Below are 21,851 nucleotides of genomic sequence, written 5' to 3'. Positions count from 1 at the left end.
TCGTCAGCGGTGCCGGTACCGCTTCTCCACGGCGACCGCCGCCGCCGCCACGGCCCCGAGGACGGGGACCGCCAGCGGCGTGGCGAACCAGGCGGACACGGGCACCACGGCCAGCCCGGCGACGATCAGGAAGGACCCGGCCGGATCCAGCACGGTCCGCCGCCCCGCGTGCGCGAGCAGCGTCCGCCAGCGGTCGCCCGGCTCCCACACCGCCGCCGCGCGCAGCCCGGCCACGACGAGCCCGATCAGCGCGACGACTCCGAGGGCCCCGACCAGAGGCCCGCCGGGGACGCCCGCGCGGACCGCCCGCACGTCCACGCAGACCGCGGCCAGCGCCGCCCACCCGGCGAGCCCGGCGAGCCATCCGCCGCGCAGGGCCGCCCGGAAGTCGGCGACGAACTCGCGCAGACCGCCGCCCTCGTGGGCCGTGCGGCGCCTGAGATGCCGCGCCCCGGCGGCGAAGGCCGCCGGGTACGTCACGACGCCCAGCGAGGCCACCGCGATCCACACGCCGGTCAGCAGGCACTCGGCGAACACCGCGAACACCGCCCAGGCCCTCGACTCCGTCCGAGCGGGGGACGCCCCGTGAGCGAGCGCCTTCGCACCGCGTGTCCTCAACCGTGTCCCGGCCATGTTCGCCTCAGCCCTTCAGACCCGACGTGGCCATGCCGTCGATCAGATAGCGCTGGAAGGCGAGGAAGAAGGCGAGGACCGGCAGCAGCGCGACCAGCGACATGGCGATCATGCCGCCGTAGTTGGCCACGGCGTCCTGGTCCACGAACATCTTCAGCCCCAGCGAGACCGTGTACTTGTCGGGCTCGTTCAGGTAGATCAGCGGGCCCATGAAGTCGTTCCACGCGTTGATGAAGGTGAAGATCGCGCTGGTGATCAGGGCCGGACGGCACAGGGGCAGCACGATCGACCAGTAGATGCGCGCGTGCCCGCAGCCGTCGAGCCGGGCGGCCTCGTCGAGCTCCCTGGGCAGGTTGCGCATGAACTGCACCATCAGGAAGACGAAGAACGCCTCCGTGGCCAGGTACTTCCCCAGCAGCAGCGGGGTGTAAGTGTTGATCATCTCCATGTTGCGGAACAGCACGTACTGCGGGATCAGCAGCACGTGGTACGGCAGCAGGAGCGTGCCGATCATCAGCGTGAACAGCAGGTTCCGTCCCGCGAACCTGATCTTCGCGAAGGCGTAGGCGGTCAGCGAGCAGGACACCAGGATCCCCACCACGGACCCCACCCCGAGCAGCAGGGAGTTGAGGAAGAACGTGGAGATGGGGATGTCCGCGATGCCCTCACTGAGCCGGGAGTAGTTCGAGGTGATCGGGTCGCCCGGGAAGAGGTCCAGGCTGCCGACGATGTCCTCGCTCCTCTTGAACGAGGCGCCGATGACCCAGACCACCGGGTACAGGATCACCGCGAGGATCAGCAGGGACCCGATGTGCCAGGCGACGGACCCGGGGAGCCTCCGGCGGAACGCTCCCGCGGGGGGCTTGATGTCGGTGGCCGGTGCCGTCATGAGGCGCCCTCCTCGTAGTGCACCCAGCGCTTCTGGGACCAGAACAGCACCGCCGTCACCAGGGCGACCGCGATCAGCAGCAGCCAGGCCATCGCCGAGGCCATGCCCATCCGGCTGTTCTCGAAGCCCTGGACGTAGAGGTAGCAGGTGTAGACCATCGAACCGTCGGCCGGGCCGCAGGCGCTGCCCCCGGCGCCGCCGCCGACGATGTACGCCGAGCTGAAGATCTGGAAGGAGTGGATCGTCTCCAGCAGGACGTTGAAGAAGAGGACCGGCGAGATCATCGGCAGGGTGATGTTCCAGAACCGCCGCAGCGTGCCGGCCCCGTCGACCTCGGCCGCCTCGTACAGCTCCCGCGGGACCTGCTTCAGGCCGGCGAGGAAGATGACCATGGGGGCGCCGAACTGCCAGACGGTGAGCGCCACCAGGGCGTAGATGATCATGTCCGGGTCGCCGGTCCAGCCGCCCACGTCGACGCCGAACAGCTTCTGCGTCCGGTCGACGACCGCGTCGTCCGAGAAGATCGCCCGCCACACGATCGCGACGGACACGCTCGCGCCGATCAGCGACGGGGCGTAGAACGCCGCCCGGTAGAAGGCCTGCCCGCGCCGCTTCTGGGCGAGGAGCAGCGCCACCCCGAGGGCCGCGAGCAGTTTGAGCGGCGTGCCCACGACCACGTACCACAGCGTCACCTGCACCGAGTGGCGCCAGCGCGGGTCGCCGAACATCTCGGAGAAGTTGTCGAGGCCGATCCACTTGGGCGGGTCGAACAGGTTGTAGTCGGTGAACGCGAAGTAGAGCGAGGCGACCATCGGGCCCGCCGTCAGCAGCAGGAACCCGGCGATCCACGGGGACATGAAGAGATAGCCGGCCAGGTTCTCCCGGCGCCGCCGCCGCTTGAGGGCGGCGGGGCGCGCGGGTTTCACCGGACCGTGCCGCGGCTCGGAGTCCCGGGTGAGGTCCTCCGTCGCAGGGGCGTGTGTCACGGTGGTTCCCATCAGGTGCCGAGAGCCGTCTTCGACTCGGTGAAGAACTGCTTGACGGCTTCGTCCACCGACCGCTTGCCCAGGCCGAGCTCCTCGGCGATGCGCAGGAACGCCGACTCACAGATGTCCGCGCCGTTCGGGTGCGGCGTGATGGGCTCCAGGACACCGGCCTCCACGAGGGACTCCTCGTAAGCCGCGATCGCCTTGTTGACCTCGTCGGTGGGCTGGTAGGCGTCGAACTGCGCCTGCGTGGCGGGCACGCCGCGGTCGTAGCCCATGATCTTGGCGACCTCGGGGTCGTGCACCATGAAGTCGATGAACTGGGCGACCTCCTTCGGGTGCTGGGTGCGCCGGGAGGCGCTCAGCATGAGCGAGCCGAGGTACTGGCCCGTCCTCTTGCCGTCCGTGGTGGGGATCGGCGCCAGGGCGTACTCGCTCTTGCCCTCGGCGCTGTAGCGGACGGTGAAGTTGTCCCAGGTGAACTCGCCGCCGGAGAGCTCCGCGGCGAGCGCCGACTTGGGCTTGATCTGGGCGACCTTCCCGGGGTCGGAGTACAGCCCCTCCTCCACACCCTTCCTGGCCTTCGTCCACCAGTCCGTCAGGTCCGCCTCGGTGAAGCCGAGTCCGTCCTCGGTGAAGAACGCCTTGCCGTTCTGGCGCAGGTACAGGTCGTAGAGGTACATGGTCCCGTACATGCCGCTGTCGCCGGCGCGGCCCGTCCTGTCGCGGATCCTCTTCATGCCCGCTTCGAAGTCGTCCCAGGTCCAGCCCTGCTCGGGCTTGACGCCGGCCTTGGTGTAGACGGGCTTGTCGATGACCAGGGCCATGGAGTTGGAACCGACCGGAACGCCGAGGAGCTTGCCGTCGATCTCGCCGAACTTCTCCAGTCCCGCCCGGAATCCCTCCATCCGGAGGTGGCCGGCCTCGACCTGCTCACCGAGGTCGAGCAGGACGTTCTTCGCGTCGTATTTGCGGAGGAACCCGATGGCATTCTGGAAGACGTCCGGCGGATTTCCGCCGGAGGCCTGCGTGTTGAACTTCTTCCAGAAGTCGAGATAAGGCTGGAAGTCCGTTTTCACCTTGATCTTCGGGTACTTCTTCTCGAAGAGCGCGATCGTCTTCTTGATTCTCTGGGCGCGGTCCTCCGCACCCCACCACGCGTAACGGATCGTCACCGTCCCGTCGGCGGACGCCCCTCCGTCACCACCGCAGCCGGTGGCCGCCGCCAGCCCCAGCGTCGCCGCCGTGGCCCCGGCCGCCTTCAGAATCGTTCGCCTCTCAACATTCCTGCCGCTCACCACGGTTGGACCTCCCCGCACGTTGCCCCGCTCGCATGAATCGTTTCAAGTAAGCGCTTGCTGGCACAAGTTACGGAGGGGCCGATGGTGCGTCAATGATTCGGACAAGAATTTCTCACCGAAGGCACCGGGCGCGGGGCCGGGCGAGGCGGCGGGAGCGGGTGCGCCGTACGGATACGTCGCCGGTGCGGTGGGTGCGGCCGACGGGGCGAACGCGGCGGGACCGGCCGGACGGGTCGCGCGGGCGACCGAAAGACGACGGCGCGGTGGCGGGAGCCGAGTGGCGAGCGCTGTCTGTTTCCGGCCAGACGGAGGGTGCCGCGCGGCGAGGGACGGAGCGTGACCGAAGGGGGGCGGACCTGCGGATCTTGTGGACCGCGGCCGCGGCCCGGCGAGGGGGGCGGTGTCCGATGTCGCGCGCCCCGGGCCCCGGCCCCGCACGCCGACGCGGAGGCGGGCGATGCCGCGAAAGGGGGCGCAGCAGCCGCCGCACGGGCCCGAGGAGGCCAGGGCCGTGCTCGCCGCCCGACCGGCCGGGCCGCCGAGCACCCGTCCGGGCCGACCGGCGCCGAGCATCCACGGTCCGCCGCCCGCCGGAACTCAAGCCGCGGCACCCTGGGAGCCCTCGGGGGACCCCGCGGGGAGCGGGACGACACGGCGACCATCAGGCGCCGCCCCCGCGCCCCGCGGCGCCCGCCCGTCCACAACGACGGCGGCCCACCCGCTTCATCGCAGGTGGGCCGCCGTTCCGGGTGGGCGATACTGGGTTCGAACCAGTGACCTCTTCGGTGTGAACGAAGCGCTCTCCCACTGAGCTAATCGCCCGGACGCAGGAAGAACATTACCCCATGTCAGGGGGTGCCTGTGACCATCGGTGAGGGCCGGCACCCCCGGCACGGCTCACTGGTTCTCGATCTTCCACGGCATGACGATGCCGAACTTCCAGACGTAGACGCCGACCAGCACGGCCACGATGACCAGCCCGATGCTCGTCAGGATGATGTTGCGGCGCCGCACTTTGGGATCGAGGGCGCGCTGTGCCGCCTCGGTGACCTTCCGCTTGGTCCAGCGGAGCACCAGCTGCGCCCACACGAACTCGGTCGCCCAGATCGCCATGCCGCCGAAGATCACGACCCAGCCCGGCCCGGGCAGGGGCAGCATGATGATGCCCGCGACGACGACCGCGAGCCCGATGATGAAGACGCCGACCTGCCAGCTCATGTGCAGCAGCCGACGCGCCTTGACGAATTCCGGCGCCCGCGAGCCGAGCCCCCGGTGCGGCTCGCCGTGCGCCTCGTCCGTCCCCGTCTCGTTCGATGCCACGGCCACCTCGCCCGGCTCGTCACTCCCCGTATTCATACGGCCAAACACTACCCGAGCGAAACCGGTCACCGGAATGGACGCACGACGCGAACGATCTCTCGGCCGGAAGAGTTACGTAAAGGCACGCAAAACACTCAGAGGGGTTTACAACGGCACCGTAGGTGGCATGTCGATTTCGCCGACGTGCGAATCCCCGAGCGCACACTGAGCGAAAGGCCCTGGCGCTTATGAACACCACGGTCAGCTGCGAGCTGCACCTGCGCCTCGTTGTGTCGAGCGAGTCCTCCCTGCCTGTCCCCGCAGGCCTGCGGTACGACACGGCCGACCCCTACGCCGTGCACGCCACCTTCCACACCGGAGCCGAGGAGACCGTCGAGTGGGTGTTCGCCCGCGACCTCCTCGCCGAGGGACTTCACCGCCCCACGGGCACCGGCGACGTCCGCGTCTGGCCGTCGCGCAGTCACGGTCAGGGCGTCGTGTGCATCGCCCTGAGCTCTCCGGAGGGCGAGGCCCTGCTCGAGGCCCCGGCGCGGGCCCTGGAGTCCTTCCTGAAGCGCACCGACGCCGCCGTGCCTCCCGGCACGGAACACCGGCACTTCGACCTGGATCAGGAGCTGTCGCACATCCTGGCGGAAAGCTAGGTCGAGGCCCTCACGAAGCCGCCCGGCGCCGTCGACTCGGGGAGACGGCTCGGGCTCGGACAACCGCATACGGGATACACCGGCGCCGGCCACCGCGGAGCACGCGGGGCGGCGCCGGTCCGCGTCGCGCCAGGGGCGCCGGGGCCGCTCGGGAACCACGGCGGCCCCGCCGGCGTTGTACGCGAAGCCAGGTGCGGGCGCGAGGGCGGTCCGGCGGATGCGGAGCCGTTAGCATCGGCCCCCACCGACGGGCGCCCGCCCGACCCCCAGGCCAGGGAGCGAATCGTGCTGATCACCCATGACACCCGGTGCGCCCTCGACACCGTGGTCGATCTGGTGAACACCGCGCCGGAGGACGACACGGCGGCCGACGGCCTGCCGGACGTGGCGACCCTCGCGGAGTTCGTGCGCAACCACGAGATCAGCGATGTCGGCGTGCTCTCGGAGCTCGACCTGTCCGCGGTGCGCGAGATCCGCGGCCGGTTCGCCTCCGTCTTCGCCGCCGCCGACGCCCGGACCGCCGCCGGCCTGATCAACGAGCTGGTCGCCGCCGCCGGCACCACCCCCCGGCTCACCGACCACGACGGCTACGACTGGCACGTCCACTACTTCGCGCCCGGCGCGTCCGTCGCCGACCACCTGGCCGCCGACTGCGGGATGGCGCTGGCGTTCTTCGTGGTCGCCGGGGAGCAGGAGCGCCTGCGGCGCTGCGAGGCGCCCGACTGCCGGCGGGCCTTCGTCGACCTGTCCCGCAACCGCTCCCGCCGCTACTGCGACAGCCGCACCTGCGGGAACCGGCTGCACGTGGCCGCCTACCGGGCCCGCCGCAAGGAGGCGGCCGGCTGAGCGCCCGGCCGCCGACGAGACGTCGGTGCCGACGCGGTCCCGGCGGGTGACGCCGGGTACCGCGGGTACGGCTCACAGCAGCAGCAGATCGTGCAACGAGGCCATGAGCAGCAGACACCCGATCACCGCAAGGAAGATCATCAGCGGTGGCTGGGAAAGGGCGAAGAGGCAACCACGTGGTTCGTCCCGTGGGGGGCGGGGCTCGTCCCGCGGCGCGGCGGGGTCGCTCTGTTTCGTCGTGTCCAGCATCTCGCGGCGATGATGACCCAGCCGCCGGGCCGGACGCGATCGGCGGCCTCGTTCCGTACGGGAGTGCGTCGATTGCGTGAGGTCCGGTGCAGGTTGTGATCACTTCCGCGCGCTCGCGGACCCACTGTGACGATCCGGCCGGCGCGGGCCTCAGATGCCGTGCTTCTTGAGGATGGCCTCGATGTCGCTGAAGTCGTCGTCCCCTCGGGACGCCGCCGCGGGCCGGGCCGCCGGCCGCGAGCCCTGGCCGAGGGAGGGCGCCGAGGCCCCCGGGGCCACCGCGTCGGGGCGGTTCGCCGCGCGGGCCGCCGCCCGGCGCTCCTTGCGCGTGCCGCCGCGTCGGCGCTCCACGAGGCGTGTGGTCGTGAACAGCACCCACGCGAGGCCCAGCACGCCGAAACCGGCCCAGGCCGCCGGGCTGAAGGCCGTGTCGGCCAGCCATTCGACGATCCCCGTCATCACCAGCCCGACCGGCACCAGCGAGTAGGCCGCGACACGGACCGCCGCGAGGAAGCGCCGGCGGTACGCCGTGACGGCCGCGATGCCCAGGCCCGCCGCGGAGACGGCGGAGCAGACGGTCTCGGCAATCATCCGGTCCTCCAGGCGTGGCGCGGTCGGGCGCGGGCACTTCGTCTCCTCCCATCCTGCACCCGGCACACCCCGGCGGGCCATGCTGCGGCCGGACATCAGGGACATCTCCGGGTCTCCTCCTCCCCAGGTGCCGGTCCGGGCTGCACCCGTGGCCGCCCCTGCTGGAAGACTGTGGGCATGAGCGACTCCTCCCCCGCCCCCGTTCTCGAGATCTGGTGCGACCTGCAGTGCCCGGACTGCCGCACCGCGCTGGACGACCTGCGTGCCCTGCGCGACCGCTACGGCGACCGCCTCGAACCGCGGCTGCGGCACTTCCCCCTGGAGAAGAACAGGCACGCCTTCGCCGCCGCCCAGGCCGCGGAGGAGGCGTGGGAGCAGGGACAGGGGTGGCGTTACGTGGAGACCCTGCTGGGCCGGGTCGAGGAACTGGGCCGCAAGGGCGAGCCCTTCCTGGTGGAGGTGGCCCGGGAACTGGGCCTGGACGCCGAGGAGTTCGACACCGCGCTGGTCGACGGCCGGCACATCCTGGTCGTGGACGCCGACCAGGCCGAGGGCAAGGCCATCGGCGTGACCGGCACCCCCACGTACGTCATCGGCGGTGAGCGGCTCGACGGGGGCAGGAGCCAGGAAGGCCTGCGCGAGCGCATCGAGGAGATCGCGGACCGGCTGCTGGCCGGGCCGGGGCACTGATCAGCCCTCCCCGGCTCCGGCCCCCCCGGGCCGCTACAGCAGTGGCTTGTACACGGCGTACCGCGTCGTCTCGTAGCCGAGGGACGCGTAGAGCCGTTCGGCCGGGGTGTTGCCCGTGAAGACGTTGAGGCCGAGGACGCGCCTGCCCTCGGCGATCGTCTGGGCCTCGGCCAGCAGCATCAGGGTGCGGCCGTGCCCCTCGCCCCGGTGGGCGGCGTCCGTCTCGACGTCGAAGACGAAGGCGTCTTCCTCGCGCACCGCCAGCCACAGCGTGCCCACCGGTGTCCCCAGGTGTTCGACGACGCTGATGAGCATGCCGGGGCTGGCGAGGCCCTCGGGCAGCAGCGTGGCGTGGTCCCGCTCCGACTTGGCCCGGGCCTCGGCTTCCGGAACGCCCCGGTCGATCCAGCTTCGGGCGTAGTCCTCCTTGCCCTTCGCCAGCCAGGGCCCGAACTCCGCCTCGGTCATGGGCCGGGCCCGGCTGCCGGACGGCAGCCCGGGCGGGGCGTCGCCGAGCCGCTTCTCCATGCCGCGGTTGCGCACGACGTATCCGAGCGCCGTGGCGAACCGCAGCGCGGGCTCGGACTCCCCCGGGACCGTGGCCTCGATCCGGCGGCACCCCCAGCCGCGCGCCACCTCCTCCGCGGCGAGCGCGGCCACCGTGCCCCGGCCGCGCCCCCGGTCCGGCTCCTCGATGCGGAGCTTCATGATGCGGGCCACCGCCTCGCCGAACACGGGATGCGTGCCGAGGTGTACCGCCCCTACGGGACGGCCGTTCACGCACACCTGGTAGCGGCGCGAACGCGTCCCGTCGACGTTCTGCTGAAGCGGCTCGGTCGGCCGCAGGGTCGTGGTCATCAGGGGTGTTCTACCCGCAACCACGGGCCCGGTTCAGCCCGATAGACGCGGGCGGTCAGGGATCGAGGTCGTTGCCGGACCGCTCCTCGAAGATACGCATGGCCTTCGCGGTGACCGGACCCGGCGCCCCGGGCAGTTCCCGGCCGTCGACCCGGCGCACGGCCTGCACGTCGCGCAGCGTGGACGTCAGGAAGATCTCGTCGGCCCGCCGCAGGACGTCCAGCGGCAGGTCGGTCTCCTTCGCCCCGGTCCACTCGATCGCGAGCGCGCGCGTGATGCCCGCGAGACAGCCCGAGGCGAGCGGCGGGGTGTGGATCTCGCCGTCGAGGACGACGAAGACGTTCGACCCGGTGCCCTCGCAGAGCTGCCCCACCGTGTTGCCGAACAGGGCCTCGGAGGCGCCCTGTTCCCGGGCGCGGGCCAGCGCGACGACGTTCTCCGCGTACGAGGTGGTCTTCAGGCCGGTCAGCGCGCCGCGCTCGTTGCGGGTCCAGGGGACCGTGATCACGGCGGTGGAGTCGGGGCGGCGGGTCGTCTCGCCGAGGGCGACGACAAGGGTCGGGCCGTGGTCGCCGCGGTCGGAGCCGAGCGGGCCGTGGCCGCCGGTGTAGGTGATGCGGAGGCGGCCGAGCGGCACCGGGTTCGCCTGGAGGACGGCGGCACAGGCGCGGCGCACCTCGTCGTGGTCCGGGTCGGGCAGACCGAGGCCGCGCGCGGAGCGGGTGAGCCGGTCGAGGTGCCGGGTGAGCGCGAACGCCCGGCCGTCCACGGCCTTCACCGTCTCGAAGATGCCGTCGCCCACGGTCAGTCCGTGGTCGAAGACGGAGACGCGGGCGGACTCGATGTCCTGCAGCCCGCCGTCGAGCCAGATCTTCACGTCAGGTCCTCTCCACTCACCTCGTACGCGCCCGACGCTATCGCGAGCAGCCGGGCCGCCTTCAGCTCGGTCTCCCGCCACTCCCCCTCGGGGTCGGATCCCCAGGTGATGCCCGCGCCGGTGCCGAAGCGCAGCATGCCCGCGGCCCGGTCGATCCAGAAGGTACGGATGCCGACGGCCAGCGCACCGGCCTTCCGGTCGGCGTCGACCCAGCCGATGCCCCCGCAGTACGGCCCGCGGGGCGCCGTCTCCAGGGCGTCGATGATCCGCAGGGCACTGGACTTGGGCGCGCCGGTGACCGAGCCGGGCGGGAAGGCGGCGCCGAGCAGCTCGGCCCAGCCGGCTTTGTCCGCCAGCTCACCGCGGACCGTCGACACCAGATGCACCAGACCCGGGTGCTTCTCCACGGCGCACAGGTCGGGCACGGTCACGCTGCCCGTGGCGCAGACCCGCCCGATGTCGTTGCGGACGAGGTCCACGATCATCACGTTCTCGGCGTAGTCCTTCTCCAGCAGGTCCGCCTCGGTCCGGCCGGTGCCCTTGATCGGCCCGGACTCGACGACCCGTCCGGCGCGGCGCAGGAACAGCTCGGGGGACGCGGTGGCGATCTCCACCCCGTGCCCGGGCAGGCGGATCGTTCCTGCGTAGGGGGCCGGGTTGCCGCGGGCCAGCAGCGCGGTGAGGGCGTCGACGTCGGCGCCGGGTGCGACGGGCGCGGACAGCACCCGGCACAGGTTGGCCTGGTAGACCTCCCCGGCCGCGATGTGCTCGCGGATCCGCCGGACCGCGGTCGTGTACCCGGCGCGGTCGAGTGAGGACGTCCAGTCACCGGCCGCCGGGCCGTGCCAGGCGCCCGGCGCGGGCGCGGGCACCTCGGCCGTGCGCACCTCCGCGAAGCGGGCGCAGGTCAGACGGCCCTCGAAGTCGGCGCAGACCGCCCAGAAACCGCTGGACTCCAGTGCTTCGGGGTCGTCGGTGACGTCGATGAGCCCGGTGGCGACGCGGTCGCCGAAACGGGCGAGAGGAGGGAGGTCGAGCACGCAGTCGAGTCTATGGCGGGTGTCCGGCGGGTGACCGGCGGATGCCCCCTCCGGGGCCGCGCCGACGCCCCTGAGCAGGGCAGGCGCAGCACGCTGCGCAAACGCGTTTTTGTACTGGCACCGGAATCCGCTAGAGTTCAACACGTCGCCGGGCCGCGAGAGCGGGCCGAAACGACAAGCGGACGTAGCTCAGTTGGTAGAGCGCAACCTTGCCAAGGTTGAGGTCGCGAGTTCGAGCCTCGTCGTCCGCTCGAAGGAACAGGGGGCTTCCCGGTCCCCTACACTCCTGGTGGAGTGGCCGAGAGGCGAGGCAACGGCCTGCAAAGCCGTCTACACGGGTTCAAATCCCGTCTCCACCTCCAAGGACGATTAGCTCAGCGGGAGAGCGCTTCCCTGACACGGAAGAGGTCACTGGTTCAATCCCAGTATCGTCCACTGGATCTCCTCGAAGATCCGTACCCGCGCGATTAGCTCAGCGGGAGAGCGCTTCCCTGACACGGAAGAGGTCACTGGTTCAATCCCAGTATCGCGCACGCAGTGCCCATGGTCCGCTGCTCACAGTGGCCATGACCCCGAGGACGATTAGCTCAGCGGGAGAGCGCTTCCCTGACACGGAAGAGGTCACTGGTTCAATCCCAGTATCGTCCACGTCACACCGGAGCCCCCGGCCGTTCGCGGCCGGGGGCTCTGTCGTGTGCTCATGGGTTCAGGACGAGAACAGCATGTGTCCGAAGCTCTTGTGGCGGTGGTGACCGTGGTGGCCGTGGTGGCCGTGACCGCCGTGGCCGCCGTGCGGGGCGCCCCAGGCCGGGGCCGCAGGGGCCGGGTAGGCCTGCGGCGGGGGTGGCGGGGCCGGCTGGGACCACTGGGCCTCCAGCCGGGTCAGCGACTCCAGCTCGCCGTAGTCGAGGAAGATCCCCCGGCAGCCGCTGCACTGCTCGATCTGGACGCCGTTGCGGTTGTACGTGTGCATCGGCGCTCGGCACTTCGGACACTGCATGGTCGTTCAACTCCTCGCCGGTCGGTCCTGCTTCGCGTCTCGCCGGGACAGACTCCGTCCGGCCGTGGTCGGTTGCACCCTACGTCGCGCGGTTCCGCGCCAACTGCGGCGGGACGGCGGGCATCCGGTCGCAGGCGTCCACGACCGCCTGCTCCACCGCGTCCAGGGGCCGCCCGGCCGCGACCGCCTTGGTGACGGCCCGGGCCGCGGTCTGCACGGTGAGGGCACGGGCAGGCACGTCCAGAACGGGCCAGGGGTCGCCGTCAGCGGGCACGGCCGGGCCGCCCGCCGCTCGATAGGCGGCGAGGAAACGGGCCCAGGCGTCCGGCGGGAGCAGGCCGCAGGCGTACCAGGCGGCGGGGCGGGCGAGGTCCCAGGCCGGGACGCCCACGCCGAGGTCGTCCACGTCGATCAGCAGCCAGGGGCCGTCGGGGGCGGGGTGGCGCAGGAGCTGGCCGAGGTGGAGGTCCCCGTGACAGAGGGTGGTGGCTCCGGGCATGGGGGCCTCGGCCCGGGCCCAGGCCGGGAGGCTGGCCCAGGCCCGCAGGACGGGGGCGGCCGCGGGGTGCGGGCTTGAAGCGGGGGGCGAAGCGGGGCCCGGGACGGAAGTGGGGCTCGGGGCGGAAGCGGGGCTCGGGGCGCAAGGGGAGGTCCGGGCGCAAGGGGGGATCGGGCCGGCCTCGATGTGCGAGGGCGAAGTGAGGGCCGAAACGGAGCCCGGGGCCGCCGTGAGGCTCGGGAGGCAAGCGGGGCTCGGGGCGACCTCGGCGTGCAGGGGCGAAGCGAGGCCCGGGGCCGCCGCGGCATGCGGGGCCGAAGCGGGGCGCGCGGGGCTCGGGGCGCACGCGGGGCGCGGGGTTGCCTCGCAAGGCGGGGTCGAAGGGGAGCCCGGGTGGCAAGTGGGCAGGGGGGCCGAAGCGGGCAAGGGGCCCGGAGCCGAAGCGGGCGCGGGGTGCGGGACGGAAGTGGGGCGTGGGGTGGCTGTCGCGCGGAGCCGGGCGACGGCGGCGGCCGCCTTGGCGGGGCCGCGCATGGGCGGCAGGTGCTCGGGGGCCGGGGTGCGGTGCAGGCGGGCGAGGAGGGTGGCGGCGGCTTCCCAGGGGGCGGCGTCGGGGTCGTGCGGATCGACGGGGGTGCCGTAGGGCCAGAGCGTGACGAGGCGGCCGTGCAGGTCGAGGGGGACCGGGGCGAGTGGGGGCAGGAGGAGGCGGGGATGGTGCGCGGCCACCGCGAGGCGGCGGGTCAGCTCGGTGGCGTCGGTGCCCGGGGGGTGCGCCTTGGCGACCGTGTCGCCGTGGCGTACAACGGTGCCGTCGGGGCGGTCCGCGAGGGTGGCGGCGCCGCAGGGGCAGGGTGCGGGGCGGGCGTGTGCGGTGGCCCGGGCCTCGGCGGTGAGGGCGGGTATGAGCCGGTCCGGAGCGGGTGTCACGCGGTGAGGGTACGCCCGGGTCACCCGGGTGGGTGCTCGCGTGCTCGGCGTCCGTGTCCGGGGCGGGTGGGCGCGCGGCTCGGCGCCACGGCGTAGTGCGGCGAACCGTACCGGTGCCGTCGCGGGTCGGCGGCTCCCCGGTCCGCAGGGGGTGAGCGCTCCCGCCGGGGAACAGCAATGCCGGCGCAGCTCCCCAGCTGCGCCGGCATCTGTGCCGTCCGCCGCACCCCCGTCCCCACGGGGTTTCATGGGTCGATGTCCCCGCCCGGACCGCTCTTCCGGGCCTGGGGTCGCCGCTCAGCGCCCCAGCATCTCTCCCACGGACGACGCCTGTGTGGCCACTGTCTCCCACCCGTCGAAGACGAGGAGGAGCAGGACCGCCAGGGGAAGGGCCATCAGCGTCGCCACCACGGGGTGGCGACGGCCCTGGCGGCGGGGGCGGAACGCGGCGGCGTAGGCCTTGCGTCCCTCCTCGCGGATCAGCGTCCGCGCTGCCGTGTGGGCCATGGTCCCTCTCCTGACCGTGCTCTGTTGTCGTTGACAGCGGCGGGTGTCTGACCTCGGGGGACGAGTGCTGCACCCGCCGCTTGACCTCAAATCTAGGCGCGCCGCCCCTCCCGGGCGTCATGCCCTCGTACCGATTGCCGGGCCTCCCCGAGGATGAGCCGCCACCTGCGATGTACTCCCCTGGGTGGAGACGCGGACCCGCGTCTCAGGGTCTTCCCCGACGGGACGCCGGTATCACCCTGCTTTGTCCGAGCTCTCCTCGCGCGGAACCGGTTGCTCCACCAGCGCGAGCACCCGGTTCGCCATGAACCGCGCCGTGCGTACGACTGCCCCGGTACGCGTGACTTCGCTCACTTCCACGACACCTCGGCGTACCGCCGTCTCCACCCTGCGTCCGGCCCGGCTCGCCACCACCTCGTACGTGCGCGTCGTGTCCCCGGCATCCACGACTATCTCCACACGGTCACCCTTCACAGGACCAATCCCCCTTCCGCGACAGGTGGTTGGGGTCACCCACGGCGCGAAGTCCACCTCCCCGCGCCCTCCCTGACCACCTTTCAAGTCTCCCACCCACCACTGACAATCCATCACGGTGAGAGGGCGCGGCCTCTGCGCGCGGGCGGCCGTGGAAACGTAAGCTGTGGCTCGTCACAGGACCGGGCAGCGGGGATGAACATGGCGATGATGCGCCTGAGGCGCGAGGACCCGCGCGTCGTCGGCTCGTTCAAGCTTCACAGACGGCTGGGCGCGGGCGGGATGGGCGTGGTCTACCTGGGCTCCGACAAGAAGGGGCAGCGGGTCGCGCTCAAGGTCATCCGGCCCGATCTCGCGGAGGACCAGGAGTTCCGCTCGCGGTTCGCCCGTGAGGTCTCGGCGGCCAGACGGATCCGCGGCGGGTGCACGGCCCGGCTCGTGGCCGCCGACCTCGACGCGGACCGGCCCTGGTTCGCCACGCAGTACGTGCCCGGCCCGTCCCTGCACGACAAGGTCGCCGCCGAGGGGCCGCTCGCCGCGGCCGACGTCGCCGCCGTCGGGGCCGCCCTGTCGGAGGGGCTGGTGGCGGTGCACGAGGCCGGGGTCGTGCACCGGGACCTGAAGCCGTCCAACATCCTGCTGTCCCCGAAGGGGCCGCGGATCATCGACTTCGGCATCGCCTGGGCGACCGGCGCCTCGACGCTGACCCACGTCGGCACGGCCGTCGGCTCGCCGGGGTTCCTCGCACCGGAGCAGGTGCGCGGGGCCGCCGTCACGCCGGCGACGGACGTGTTCTCGCTCGGCGCCACCCTCGCGTACTGCTCGATGGGCGACTCGCCCTTCGGACACGGCAGTTCCGAGGTGATGCTGTACCGCGTGGTGCACGAGGAACCGCAGCTGCACGGGGTGCCCGACGCGCTGGCCCCGCTGATCCGGGCCTGCCTGGCGAAGGACCCCGAGGAGCGGCCCAGCACGCTCCAACTGTCGCTGCGGCTCAAGGAGATCGCGGCCCGCGAGTCCCAGGACCTCGCCGGTGTCCGGCCGCCCGCGCCGCGTGGCGGCGAGTCCGAGCGGCCCGCCGACACCTATCCCGACCGCGGCCGGGGCCGGCCGGGACCGGGGACGTCCGGGGGGCAGCGCGGCCGGGGCACTCCCCCACCACGGGGTGCCGCCCCGGTGCGGGACGCGGGCGGGTCGCCGGACGGCGGCCCGGCGTCCCAGGGCGGGTCCGGCGCGCGGGGCGCGTCCCGGGCCCCCGGCACCGGGAACCGGCCGTCGGGCGGCGACCGGCGGAGCCGGACCCCGGTGCGCGGTGGCGGTGCCCCGCGCGGCGGCAGCCCGTCGCGCCCGGGTGCGCGGCCGACGCCCACCGGGCGCAACGGGACGCGGCCGGGCAGCGGCAGCCGGCCCGCCCCGCACAGCGGCACCGGGCGCCCGGCCAGGAACACGGGGACCGGGCTGCGGCCCGCCAATCCGCGGCTGCTGCGCCAGCGGCTCTTCGTGTTCGTCGTGGTCACGCTGCTGGTGGCGGTCGGCATCGCCCTGGTGCAGGGCTGCCAGGGCCCGGCCCGCGGACTGGGCGGCGACGGGACGGGCGTGCGGCAGGAGCACGTGGAGCGGGACTCCGGTCCGCGCGGGTTCGAGCCGTAGCACCCGGGCCCGCCGGGCCTCACCTTCCCGGCAGGATCCGCTCGAAGAACTCGCGGTCCGCGTCGAAGACCGGGTCCAGGGCCAGGAACTCCTCCGGGGTGACCCAGCGGGCGTCGGCCACCTCGTCCGGGTCCGGGACCACCTCCCCCGTGTCCGCGCGGGCGGTCCACCAGTGGAGGCGGAAGCGGTGGTCGTCGGTCTCCGACTCCCAGACCTTGGCCTGCGGGACGACGGTGAGGCCGACCTCCTCGCGGGCCTCCCGGACGACCGCCTGCTCCTGGGTCTCGCCCGGTTCGACCTTGCCGCTGAGCGAAGCAGGCGGGTTCGTCGATTTCTGGCCGGTGAGTCGCAGGAACCGACGCGTGAGTGGTTCACCGACAGCTATGAGTATGGCGGGTTCGCGGCCGAACGAGCGCGGGGCGAGCGCCCCGTCAGCGCTGCAGTGTGTCTGGGCGGTCGGCGATCTGAGTGCCGTGGTCGGAACGGGCTTGACCTTGACGCTGGGTCAACCCTCCATCCTTCCGGGAGGAGCTTCCGCGCAGTCGCCTGGAACAGCTCCGCGAAGGAGGCAGATGACCATGACAGTCCAATCGATCACCGGTCCGGCGATTCGCGTGCAAGGTCTCAAGAAGTCGTACGGGAAGCTCGAAGTGCTGCGCGGTGTGGACTTCGACGTGGCGCCGGGCAGCATCCTCGCCCTGCTCGGTTCCAACGGGGCGGGCAAGACCACGACCGTGAGGATCCTCGCCACGCTCCTGAAAGCCGACGCGGGGGCGGCGAGCGTCAATGGCTTCGACGTCGCCACACAAGCGGCGAACGTGCGGGAGTCCATTAGTCTCACCGGGCAGTTCGCGGCCGTCGACGAGATCCTCAGCGGTCGGGAGAACCTCGCTCTCGTCGCCAGGCTGCGCCACCTCAAGGACCATGGCGTGACTGCGGATGATCTGCTGAGGCGATTTTCGCTGAGCGAGGCGGGCGCGCGGCGAGTGTCCACGTATTCGGGTGGGATGCGCCGCCGGCTGGACATTGCGATGAGCCTCATCGGGAATTCGCCGGTGATTTTCCTGGACGAGCCGACGGCCGGTCTTGACCCCGAGGCGCGCATCGAGGTGTGGGATGCGGTCAAGGAGCTCGCCGGCCACGGAACGACGGTGCTGCTCACCACGCAGTACCTGGACGAGGCCGAGCAGCTGGCCGACCGGATCGCGATCCTCCACCAGGGTCGGATCATCGTGAACGGCACCCTCGCCGAGCTCAAGCAGCTCTTCCCGCCCGCCAAGGTCGAGTACGTCGAGAAGCAGCCGACTCTCGAGGAGATCTTCCTCGCAGTCATCGGCGGCAGCGACAAGAGCGACGTCACTGGCACGACAACTGGGGGACGAGGATGACCACGCACTTCTTCAACGACACTGCCGCGCTCACGGTGCGGACCCTGCGTCACGTCACACGCAGCATGGACACCATCATCACGACCGCCATCACGCCTGTCGCCATGATGTTGATGTTCGTCTACGTGTTCGGCGGCGCGATTGATACCGGGTCGGTTTCGTATGTGAACTACATGCTGCCCGGGATCCTGCTCATGACCATCGCCTCGGGCATCTCATATACGGCGTACCGGCTGTTCACCGATGTGAAGAGCGGGATCTTCGAACGATTCCAGTCCATGCCGATCGCTCGGTCGGGTGTGCTGTGGGCCCACGTCGTCACCTCTTTGGTCGCCAATCTGATCGCGCTCGTGCTCGTCGTGGGCATCGCTGTGCTCATGGGCTTCCGCTCAGGGGCGGGAGTGTCAGCATGGCTCGCGGTCGCCGGCATCCTGCTCCTGTTCACCCTGGCGTTGACCTGGCTCGCCGTGATTCCCGGGCTCTCTGCGTCGTCGGTCGAGGGCGCTGGCGCCTTCGCCTACCCGCTCATCTTCCTGCCGTTCGTCAGTTCGGCGTTCGTGCCCACAAAAACGATGCCCGGCCCGGTGCGTTGGTTCGCCGAACATCAGCCGGTGACGTCGATCGTCAACACGATCCGCAGCCTGTTCGCCCAGCGGCCGGTCGGCGACGACATCTGGACCGCCCTCGCGTGGTGTGTCGGCATCCTCGTCGTGGCGTACGTCTTCGCGATGGCCGCCTATCGCCGGAAGATCGCCTGATGCAGTCTGAGACCCATGCTCACCATCAGCCAGCTTGCGGCGTACGCCGGGGTGACGGTGCGGGCGGTACGTCACTACCACCGGATCGGGTTGCTGCCGGAGCCCGAGCGCGACCGGTCCGGATACCGGACCTACGACGCTGCCGCGGTCGTGCGACTGATCCGGATCCGCACCCTCGCAGACGCAGGCGTGCCGCTGGCCCGGGTACAGGAACTCCTTGACGCCGGCCCGGAGGACTTCACCGACGGCGTCCAGGAGATCGACAAGGCCCTGCGCGCCGAGATCCGGCGGCTGCAGGGCACTCGAAGCCGACTCGCCCGGCTCGCCGCCGGAGAGCACCTGGCGCTTCCGCAGAGCGTCGTGGACTACCTCGACAGGCTGCGCGGTCTTGGGGTTGAGGAGCGGTACATCGAGATGGAGCGGGACGCCTGGATCATGATCGCCGCCCAGGTACCGCACTCGATCGACGCCGTGATCACCAAGAAGCACGAGGAACTGGACGACCCCGAAATGGTGAAGCTCTACAGCCTTCTCAGCGGGGCACTCGACTGGCCGGCCGACGACCCGCGGATCGTCGAGGTCGCCGACATCATGGAGCGCTTGATGATTCGCGCCGTGGAGGCCGGCGATGTGGGTGCCGACGACGGCATCGACGACCAGTTCGTCGACCTGCTGGACTCAACCATGGTCGAGTCCTCACCGCAGGCCGCGCGGCTGTTGGCAATCCTGGAGGAGCGAGGCTGGAGGGGCTGGACCCGCATCGAGCGAGTGCCTGCCGAGAGACTCAGTACTGAGCTGCCGCCATCATGAAGGCAGGTCAGGGTCCTGGAGTGACCCTATTGGGGGTGCACGTGCTTCCCGGGGCGGCCGTCTGCCTCAGTGAGAAACAGGGCTGGCGCGGTGGGGGTGAGCAGCGTGGATGTACTTCATGGCAGTGGTGACGGAGATTGCGAAGACACGGACGAGGTGGACGGGATCTTCGGTCTCGCGGGCCTCATCCAGGATTCTGTCGGCGCGAACTGCGCGCAGAGTCAGACCGGCGGGATCGAAGCGCCTGTAGACGTAGTCCGCGCAGACAGCATCGGTCGCGCTGGCGGTCTGTTGAGTGACCAGGAGGTGCGCGTTGACGGTGCGTGGCCAACGCTGATGGCGGTAGCGGAGCCAGGCATGCAGCAGGTCAGCTGAGGTGTCGTCGAGGTGGACGACGTGACGGCCGTGGGGGCGGCGGATCAAAAGTTGCCGTCGGGTGAGCAGAACGTCGGAGAGGACGAGGTCGCGCAGGTCGGTGCCGCTTGCTGCGTGGAGGGCGACCAAGGCGAGAACCAGACGGGTAGCCGGGTTGGAGCTGGTCTCCACGCCACACCGACCGCAGCATCCTTGCTGGTCAGCGTATGTGCGACGCCAGCTTCTACAGGCATCGCACACTTGGAATTGTCAGACAGGCCCTAGACCCGGGGGCGGCCGGTGGCCACGGCGTAGAAGGCGACGGCGGCCGCCGCGCCCACGTTGAGGGAGTCCACACCGTGGGACATGGGGATGCGGACCCACTCGTCGGCGGCGACCAGGGCCTGCGTGGACAGGCCGTCGCCCTCGGCACCGAGCATGAGGGCCACGCGGTCCATGGTGTGCGGGGCGGCCTCGTCGAGGGAGCGGGCCTTCTCGTCGGGGGTCAGGGCGAGGAGCGTGAACCCCGCCTCGCGGACCGAGTCCAGGCCCTTGGGCCAGGTGTCGAGCCGGGCGTACGGCACGGAGAAGACCGCGCCCATGGAGACCTTCACGCTGCGGCGGTAGAGCGGGTCGGCGCAGTCCGGGGAGAGCAGGACCGCGTCCATGCCGAGGGCGGCCGCGGAACGGAAGATCGCGCCGATGTTGGTGTGGTCGTTGACCGACTCCATGACGACGACGCGGCGGGCTCTCCGCAGCAGGTCGGCCGCCGTGGGCAGGGGCTTGCGCTGCATGGAGGCGAGGGCGCCGCGGTGCACGTGGTAGCCGGTGACCTGCTCGGCGAGCTCGGGGCTGACGGCGTAGACCGGGGCGGGGAGCTCGTCGATGACGTCGCGCATGACGTCGACCCACTTGGCCGAGAGCAGCATGGACCGCATCTCGTAGCCCGCCTCCTTGGCCCTTCTGATGACCTTCTCGCCCTCGGCGATGAACAGGCCCTCGGCGGGTTCGCGCTTGCGGCGCAGCTCCACGTCGGTCAGGCCGGTGTAATCGCGCAGGCGCGGGTCGTCGGGATCCTCGACGGTGATGAGATCGGCCACAGGGTGATACTGCCTTGTCCTGGGTGCGGTGCCAACGGCTCGGTACGGGTTGTGTTACCCGGGGTTACTCGCGGGGTGCGGCGGGCGCGGGGCCGACCTTGACGACCTCGCCGACGACGATGACGGCGGGCGGCTTCACGTCCGCGGTGCGCACGGTCTCCCCGACGGTCGCCAGGGTGGCGTCGACGCGGCGCTGGCCGGCCGTGGTGCCCTCCTGGATGAGGGCGACGGGCGCGTCCGGGGACTTGCCGTGGGCGATGAGCGTCTCGGCGACCTTCCCGATCGTGCCGACTCCCATGAGGATCACCAGCGTGCCGGTCAGCTTGGCCAGGGACGGCCAGTCGACCAGGGACCGCTCGTCGTCGGGGGCGATGTGGCCGCTGACGACCGTGAACTCGTGGGCGACGCCGCGGTGGGTGACCGGGATGCCGGCGGCGCCCGGGACCGAGATGGAGCTGGAGATGCCGGGCACGACCGTGCACGGGATGCCGGCCTCGGCCAGCGCCTGGACCTCCTCCATGCCGCGCCCGTAGACGAAGGGGTCGCCGCCCTTGAGCCGTACGACGGACTTGCCCTGCTTGGCGTGCTCGATCAGGGCGTCGTTGATGGCCTCCTGGGCCATGAACCTGCCGTACGGGAGCTTGGCGGCGTCGATGACCTCGACGTGCGGGGAGAGTTCGGCGAGCAGGTCGCGCGGGCCCAGGTGGTCGGTGATGACCACGTCGGCCTCGGCGAGCAGGCGGCGGCCGCGCACGGTGATCAGGTCCGGATCGCCGGGACCGCCGCCGACCAGGGCGACTCCGGGCGTGCGGGTGCGGTGGTGCGGGGCGACCAGCGTGCCGTCGCGCAGGCCCTCGACCACCGCGTCGCGGATGGCGGCGGTGTGGCGGGGGTCGCGGCCGCGCGCGTCGGTGGTGAGGACGGCGACCGTGACGCCCTCGCTGTGGCCGGTGGCCGGGGTCCAGGCGGTGGCCTGGTCGGCGTCGTCGGACCGGACGCACCAGACGCGGTGGCGTTCCGCCTCGGCCGACGCCCGGGCGTTGGCCTCCGGGTCACTGGTGGCGATCAGGGCGTACCAGGCGTCGGCGAGGTCACCCTCCTGGTACGGGCGCCTGTGCCAGGTGATCTCGCCGGCGTCCGCCATCGCCTCGACCGAGGGGGTGGCTTCCGGGGACACGAGCAGGACGTCCGCTCCGGCGGCGACGAGCGCCGGGAGGCGGCGCTGGGCGACCTGGCCGCCGCCGAGGACGACCACGCGACGGCCGGTGAGGCGGAGGCCTACGGGGTAGGCGGGGTGTTCGGCCATGGGGGTGCGGCTCCTGTGGACAGCGGTGCGGTAGCCCTGACGTGCGGATTTTAATGGGCGGGCGGACGGGCGGCCCGGGTGGTCCAGTGGCTGGGCAGGGCAGCCGTGTGCCGGGCACGGTCCGTGCCCGTCCGCTCCGCCGCGCGGAACGGAC

The 21,851-nt window shown here is 71.6% G+C and carries 25 protein-coding genes, 6 tRNA genes and 1 pseudogene; 12 read left to right on the top strand and 20 right to left on the bottom strand.

Going from position 1 to position 21,851, the window contains the following annotated elements:
* Positions 1-3: 3 nt before the first annotated feature.
* From AC07DA_RS29190 to AC07DA_RS29165, 6 genes are all read right to left on the bottom strand, one after another.
* Complete coding sequence (locus AC07DA_RS29190) at positions 4-633, bottom strand: hypothetical protein (protein WP_479131197.1); 630 nt, start codon at positions 631-633, stop codon at positions 4-6.
* Positions 634-640: 7 nt separating this feature from the next.
* Complete coding sequence (locus tag AC07DA_RS29185) at positions 641-1,522, bottom strand: carbohydrate ABC transporter permease (protein ID WP_479131196.1); 882 nt, start codon at positions 1,520-1,522, stop codon at positions 641-643.
* Positions 1,519-2,520 (bottom strand): carbohydrate ABC transporter permease, encoded by a 1,002-nt coding sequence (locus AC07DA_RS29180; protein ID WP_479131195.1) that lies wholly within the window; start codon positions 2,518-2,520, stop codon positions 1,519-1,521. Before AC07DA_RS29180 ends, AC07DA_RS29185 begins: the two co-directional genes overlap by 4 nt.
* Entirely contained in the window at positions 2,520-3,809 is a 1,290-nt protein-coding gene (locus AC07DA_RS29175; protein WP_479131194.1) for an ABC transporter substrate-binding protein, read from the bottom strand. The genes AC07DA_RS29180 and AC07DA_RS29175 overlap by 1 nt, the downstream gene beginning before the upstream one ends.
* 750 nt (positions 3,810-4,559) lie before the next feature.
* Positions 4,560-4,631 (bottom strand) — tRNA-Val (locus AC07DA_RS29170).
* A gap of 75 nt (positions 4,632-4,706) precedes the next feature.
* Positions 4,707-5,165: a TIGR02611 family protein gene (locus tag AC07DA_RS29165; RefSeq protein WP_479131193.1), complete on the bottom strand. Its 459-nt coding sequence runs from the start codon at positions 5,163-5,165 to the stop codon at positions 4,707-4,709.
* Between the two features lie 191 nt (positions 5,166-5,356).
* On the opposite strand from AC07DA_RS29165, the gene AC07DA_RS29160 reads away from it, so the two are divergent.
* Positions 5,357-5,770 carry an SsgA family sporulation/cell division regulator gene (locus AC07DA_RS29160; RefSeq protein ID WP_004002642.1) on the top strand — a complete coding sequence of 138 codons (414 nt, stop codon included), beginning with the start codon at positions 5,357-5,359 and terminating at the stop codon, positions 5,768-5,770.
* Positions 5,771-6,055: 285 nt separating this feature from the next.
* On the top strand, positions 6,056-6,616 hold the full coding sequence (locus AC07DA_RS29155; protein WP_479131191.1) for a CGNR zinc finger domain-containing protein: 561 nt from the start codon (positions 6,056-6,058) through the stop codon (positions 6,614-6,616).
* Positions 6,617-6,688: 72 nt separating this feature from the next.
* Here the strand turns inward: AC07DA_RS29155 and AC07DA_RS29150 are convergent, their stop codons facing one another.
* Positions 6,689-6,865, bottom strand: coding sequence for a hypothetical protein (locus AC07DA_RS29150; RefSeq protein WP_479131190.1), 177 nt, complete (start codon positions 6,863-6,865; stop codon positions 6,689-6,691).
* A gap of 150 nt (positions 6,866-7,015) precedes the next feature.
* Positions 7,016-7,456: a hypothetical protein gene (locus AC07DA_RS29145; RefSeq protein ID WP_479131245.1), complete on the bottom strand. Its 441-nt coding sequence runs from the start codon at positions 7,454-7,456 to the stop codon at positions 7,016-7,018.
* Between the two features lie 177 nt (positions 7,457-7,633).
* Here AC07DA_RS29145 and AC07DA_RS29140 point away from each other — a divergent pair, with 177 nt between their 5' ends.
* On the top strand, positions 7,634-8,146 hold the full coding sequence (locus tag AC07DA_RS29140; RefSeq protein WP_479131189.1) for a DsbA family protein: 513 nt from the start codon (positions 7,634-7,636) through the stop codon (positions 8,144-8,146).
* 33 nt (positions 8,147-8,179) lie between these two features.
* Here the strand turns inward: AC07DA_RS29140 and AC07DA_RS29135 are convergent, their stop codons facing one another.
* The 3 genes from AC07DA_RS29135 to AC07DA_RS29125 are packed head-to-tail and all read right to left on the bottom strand — an operon-like array spanning position 8,180 to position 10,921.
* Positions 8,180-9,004 (bottom strand): GNAT family N-acetyltransferase, encoded by an 825-nt coding sequence (locus tag AC07DA_RS29135; RefSeq protein WP_479131188.1) that lies wholly within the window; start codon positions 9,002-9,004, stop codon positions 8,180-8,182.
* A gap of 55 nt (positions 9,005-9,059) precedes the next feature.
* Positions 9,060-9,881, bottom strand: a complete 822-nt coding sequence (locus tag AC07DA_RS29130) for an aminotransferase class IV (protein WP_479131187.1) — start codon at positions 9,879-9,881, stop codon at positions 9,060-9,062.
* Entirely contained in the window at positions 9,878-10,921 is a 1,044-nt protein-coding gene (locus tag AC07DA_RS29125) for a chorismate-binding protein (protein WP_479131186.1), read from the bottom strand. The genes AC07DA_RS29130 and AC07DA_RS29125 overlap by 4 nt, the downstream gene beginning before the upstream one ends.
* A gap of 178 nt (positions 10,922-11,099) precedes the next feature.
* On the opposite strand from AC07DA_RS29125, the gene AC07DA_RS29120 reads away from it, so the two are divergent.
* From AC07DA_RS29120 to AC07DA_RS29100, 5 genes are all read left to right on the top strand, one after another.
* A tRNA-Gly gene (locus tag AC07DA_RS29120) sits at positions 11,100-11,172 on the top strand.
* Between the two features lie 37 nt (positions 11,173-11,209).
* A tRNA-Cys gene (locus AC07DA_RS29115) sits at positions 11,210-11,283 on the top strand.
* A gap of 1 nt (position 11,284) precedes the next feature.
* Positions 11,285-11,356 (top strand) — tRNA-Val (locus AC07DA_RS29110).
* A 26-nt stretch (positions 11,357-11,382) separates the two neighbouring features.
* Positions 11,383-11,454, top strand: a tRNA-Val gene (locus AC07DA_RS29105).
* A gap of 43 nt (positions 11,455-11,497) precedes the next feature.
* Positions 11,498-11,569 (top strand) — tRNA-Val (locus tag AC07DA_RS29100).
* A gap of 58 nt (positions 11,570-11,627) precedes the next feature.
* On the opposite strand, the gene AC07DA_RS29095 is transcribed toward AC07DA_RS29100, so the two are convergent.
* The 5 genes and pseudogenes from AC07DA_RS29095 to AC07DA_RS29075 all read right to left on the bottom strand — a co-directional run bounded on the left by AC07DA_RS29095 (position 11,628) and on the right by AC07DA_RS29075 (position 14,331).
* Positions 11,628-11,921: a TFIIB-type zinc ribbon-containing protein gene (locus AC07DA_RS29095; RefSeq protein WP_479131185.1), complete on the bottom strand. Its 294-nt coding sequence runs from the start codon at positions 11,919-11,921 to the stop codon at positions 11,628-11,630.
* A 79-nt stretch (positions 11,922-12,000) separates the two neighbouring features.
* Positions 12,001-12,828: a phosphotransferase family protein gene (locus AC07DA_RS29090; RefSeq protein WP_479131244.1), complete on the bottom strand. Its 828-nt coding sequence runs from the start codon at positions 12,826-12,828 to the stop codon at positions 12,001-12,003.
* Positions 12,814-13,350, bottom strand: a pseudogene (locus tag AC07DA_RS29085) (aminoglycoside phosphotransferase family protein); the annotation flags it as partial. The gene AC07DA_RS29090 and the pseudogene AC07DA_RS29085, both read right to left, overlap by 15 nt.
* Before the next feature lie 297 nt (positions 13,351-13,647).
* Positions 13,648-13,857: a hypothetical protein gene (locus AC07DA_RS29080; RefSeq protein ID WP_369197422.1), complete on the bottom strand. Its 210-nt coding sequence runs from the start codon at positions 13,855-13,857 to the stop codon at positions 13,648-13,650.
* 234 nt (positions 13,858-14,091) lie between these two features.
* Positions 14,092-14,331, bottom strand: coding sequence for a hypothetical protein (locus AC07DA_RS29075; RefSeq protein WP_086565650.1), 240 nt, complete (start codon positions 14,329-14,331; stop codon positions 14,092-14,094).
* Between the two features lie 195 nt (positions 14,332-14,526).
* Between AC07DA_RS29075 and AC07DA_RS29070 the strand changes: the two genes are divergently transcribed.
* A complete protein-coding gene (locus AC07DA_RS29070; protein WP_479131184.1) occupies positions 14,527-15,981 on the top strand; it encodes a serine/threonine-protein kinase in 1,455 nt (484 codons plus the stop codon).
* Positions 15,982-16,000: 19 nt separating this feature from the next.
* Here AC07DA_RS29070 and AC07DA_RS29065 read toward each other — a convergent pair whose 3' ends face one another.
* Positions 16,001-16,333: an NUDIX domain-containing protein gene (locus tag AC07DA_RS29065; protein WP_479131243.1), complete on the bottom strand. Its 333-nt coding sequence runs from the start codon at positions 16,331-16,333 to the stop codon at positions 16,001-16,003.
* A gap of 226 nt (positions 16,334-16,559) precedes the next feature.
* On the opposite strand from AC07DA_RS29065, the gene AC07DA_RS29060 reads away from it, so the two are divergent.
* Genes AC07DA_RS29060 through AC07DA_RS29050 form a run of 3 tightly spaced genes read left to right on the top strand, consistent with a single transcriptional unit; the run spans position 16,560 to position 18,937 of the window.
* Positions 16,560-17,369 carry an ABC transporter ATP-binding protein gene (locus AC07DA_RS29060; RefSeq protein WP_479131242.1) on the top strand — a complete coding sequence of 270 codons (810 nt, stop codon included), beginning with the start codon at positions 16,560-16,562 and terminating at the stop codon, positions 17,367-17,369.
* On the top strand, positions 17,366-18,127 hold the full coding sequence (locus AC07DA_RS29055) for an ABC transporter permease (RefSeq protein ID WP_479131183.1): 762 nt from the start codon (positions 17,366-17,368) through the stop codon (positions 18,125-18,127). The genes AC07DA_RS29060 and AC07DA_RS29055 overlap by 4 nt, the downstream gene beginning before the upstream one ends.
* Positions 18,128-18,142: 15 nt before the next feature.
* A complete protein-coding gene (locus AC07DA_RS29050; RefSeq protein WP_479131182.1) occupies positions 18,143-18,937 on the top strand; it encodes a MerR family transcriptional regulator in 795 nt (264 codons plus the stop codon).
* A 66-nt stretch (positions 18,938-19,003) separates the two neighbouring features.
* On the opposite strand, the gene AC07DA_RS29045 is transcribed toward AC07DA_RS29050, so the two are convergent.
* The 3 genes from AC07DA_RS29045 to cobA form a co-directional block, all read right to left on the bottom strand.
* Entirely contained in the window at positions 19,004-19,483 is a 480-nt protein-coding gene (locus AC07DA_RS29045; RefSeq protein WP_479131181.1) for a hypothetical protein, read from the bottom strand.
* Between the two features lie 89 nt (positions 19,484-19,572).
* The gene (locus AC07DA_RS29040; RefSeq protein WP_479131179.1) at positions 19,573-20,391 is read right to left on the bottom strand and encodes a TrmH family RNA methyltransferase; all 819 of its coding nucleotides are present in this window, start codon (positions 20,389-20,391) and stop codon (positions 19,573-19,575) included.
* Positions 20,392-20,455: 64 nt separating this feature from the next.
* The gene (gene cobA / locus AC07DA_RS29035; RefSeq protein ID WP_479131178.1) at positions 20,456-21,697 is read right to left on the bottom strand and encodes a uroporphyrinogen-III C-methyltransferase; all 1,242 of its coding nucleotides are present in this window, start codon (positions 21,695-21,697) and stop codon (positions 20,456-20,458) included.
* Between the last annotated feature and the right edge of the window lie 154 nt (positions 21,698-21,851).

It is taken from the genome of Streptomyces sp. NPDC044921 (assembly GCF_056432865.1).
This window is presented reverse-complemented; position numbering and strand designations above follow the sequence as displayed.

Coding starts and splice junctions, on each gene's coding strand:
- AC07DA_RS29060 (WP_479131242.1), top strand. CDS start 16,560: ATGACAGTCCAATCGATCACCGGTCCGGCGATTCGCGTGCAAGGTCTC.
- AC07DA_RS29150 (WP_479131190.1), bottom strand. CDS start 6,865: ATGCTGGACACGACGAAACAGAGCGACCCCGCCGCGCCGCGGGACGAG.
- AC07DA_RS29190 (WP_479131197.1), bottom strand. CDS start 633: ATGGCCGGGACACGGTTGAGGACACGCGGTGCGAAGGCGCTCGCTCAC.
- AC07DA_RS29145 (WP_479131245.1), bottom strand. CDS start 7,456: ATGATTGCCGAGACCGTCTGCTCCGCCGTCTCCGCGGCGGGCCTGGGC.
- AC07DA_RS29180 (WP_479131195.1), bottom strand. CDS start 2,520: ATGGGAACCACCGTGACACACGCCCCTGCGACGGAGGACCTCACCCGG.
- AC07DA_RS29080 (WP_369197422.1), bottom strand. CDS start 13,857: ATGGCCCACACGGCAGCGCGGACGCTGATCCGCGAGGAGGGACGCAAG.
- AC07DA_RS29050 (WP_479131182.1), top strand. CDS start 18,143: ATGCTCACCATCAGCCAGCTTGCGGCGTACGCCGGGGTGACGGTGCGG.
- AC07DA_RS29160 (WP_004002642.1), top strand. CDS start 5,357: ATGAACACCACGGTCAGCTGCGAGCTGCACCTGCGCCTCGTTGTGTCG.
- AC07DA_RS29185 (WP_479131196.1), bottom strand. CDS start 1,522: ATGACGGCACCGGCCACCGACATCAAGCCCCCCGCGGGAGCGTTCCGC.
- AC07DA_RS29070 (WP_479131184.1), top strand. CDS start 14,527: ATGAACATGGCGATGATGCGCCTGAGGCGCGAGGACCCGCGCGTCGTC.
- AC07DA_RS29055 (WP_479131183.1), top strand. CDS start 17,366: ATGACCACGCACTTCTTCAACGACACTGCCGCGCTCACGGTGCGGACC.
- AC07DA_RS29165 (WP_479131193.1), bottom strand. CDS start 5,165: ATGAATACGGGGAGTGACGAGCCGGGCGAGGTGGCCGTGGCATCGAAC.
- AC07DA_RS29140 (WP_479131189.1), top strand. CDS start 7,634: ATGAGCGACTCCTCCCCCGCCCCCGTTCTCGAGATCTGGTGCGACCTG.
- AC07DA_RS29095 (WP_479131185.1), bottom strand. CDS start 11,921: ATGCAGTGTCCGAAGTGCCGAGCGCCGATGCACACGTACAACCGCAAC.
- cobA (WP_479131178.1), bottom strand. CDS start 21,697: ATGGCCGAACACCCCGCCTACCCCGTAGGCCTCCGCCTCACCGGCCGT.
- AC07DA_RS29135 (WP_479131188.1), bottom strand. CDS start 9,004: ATGACCACGACCCTGCGGCCGACCGAGCCGCTTCAGCAGAACGTCGAC.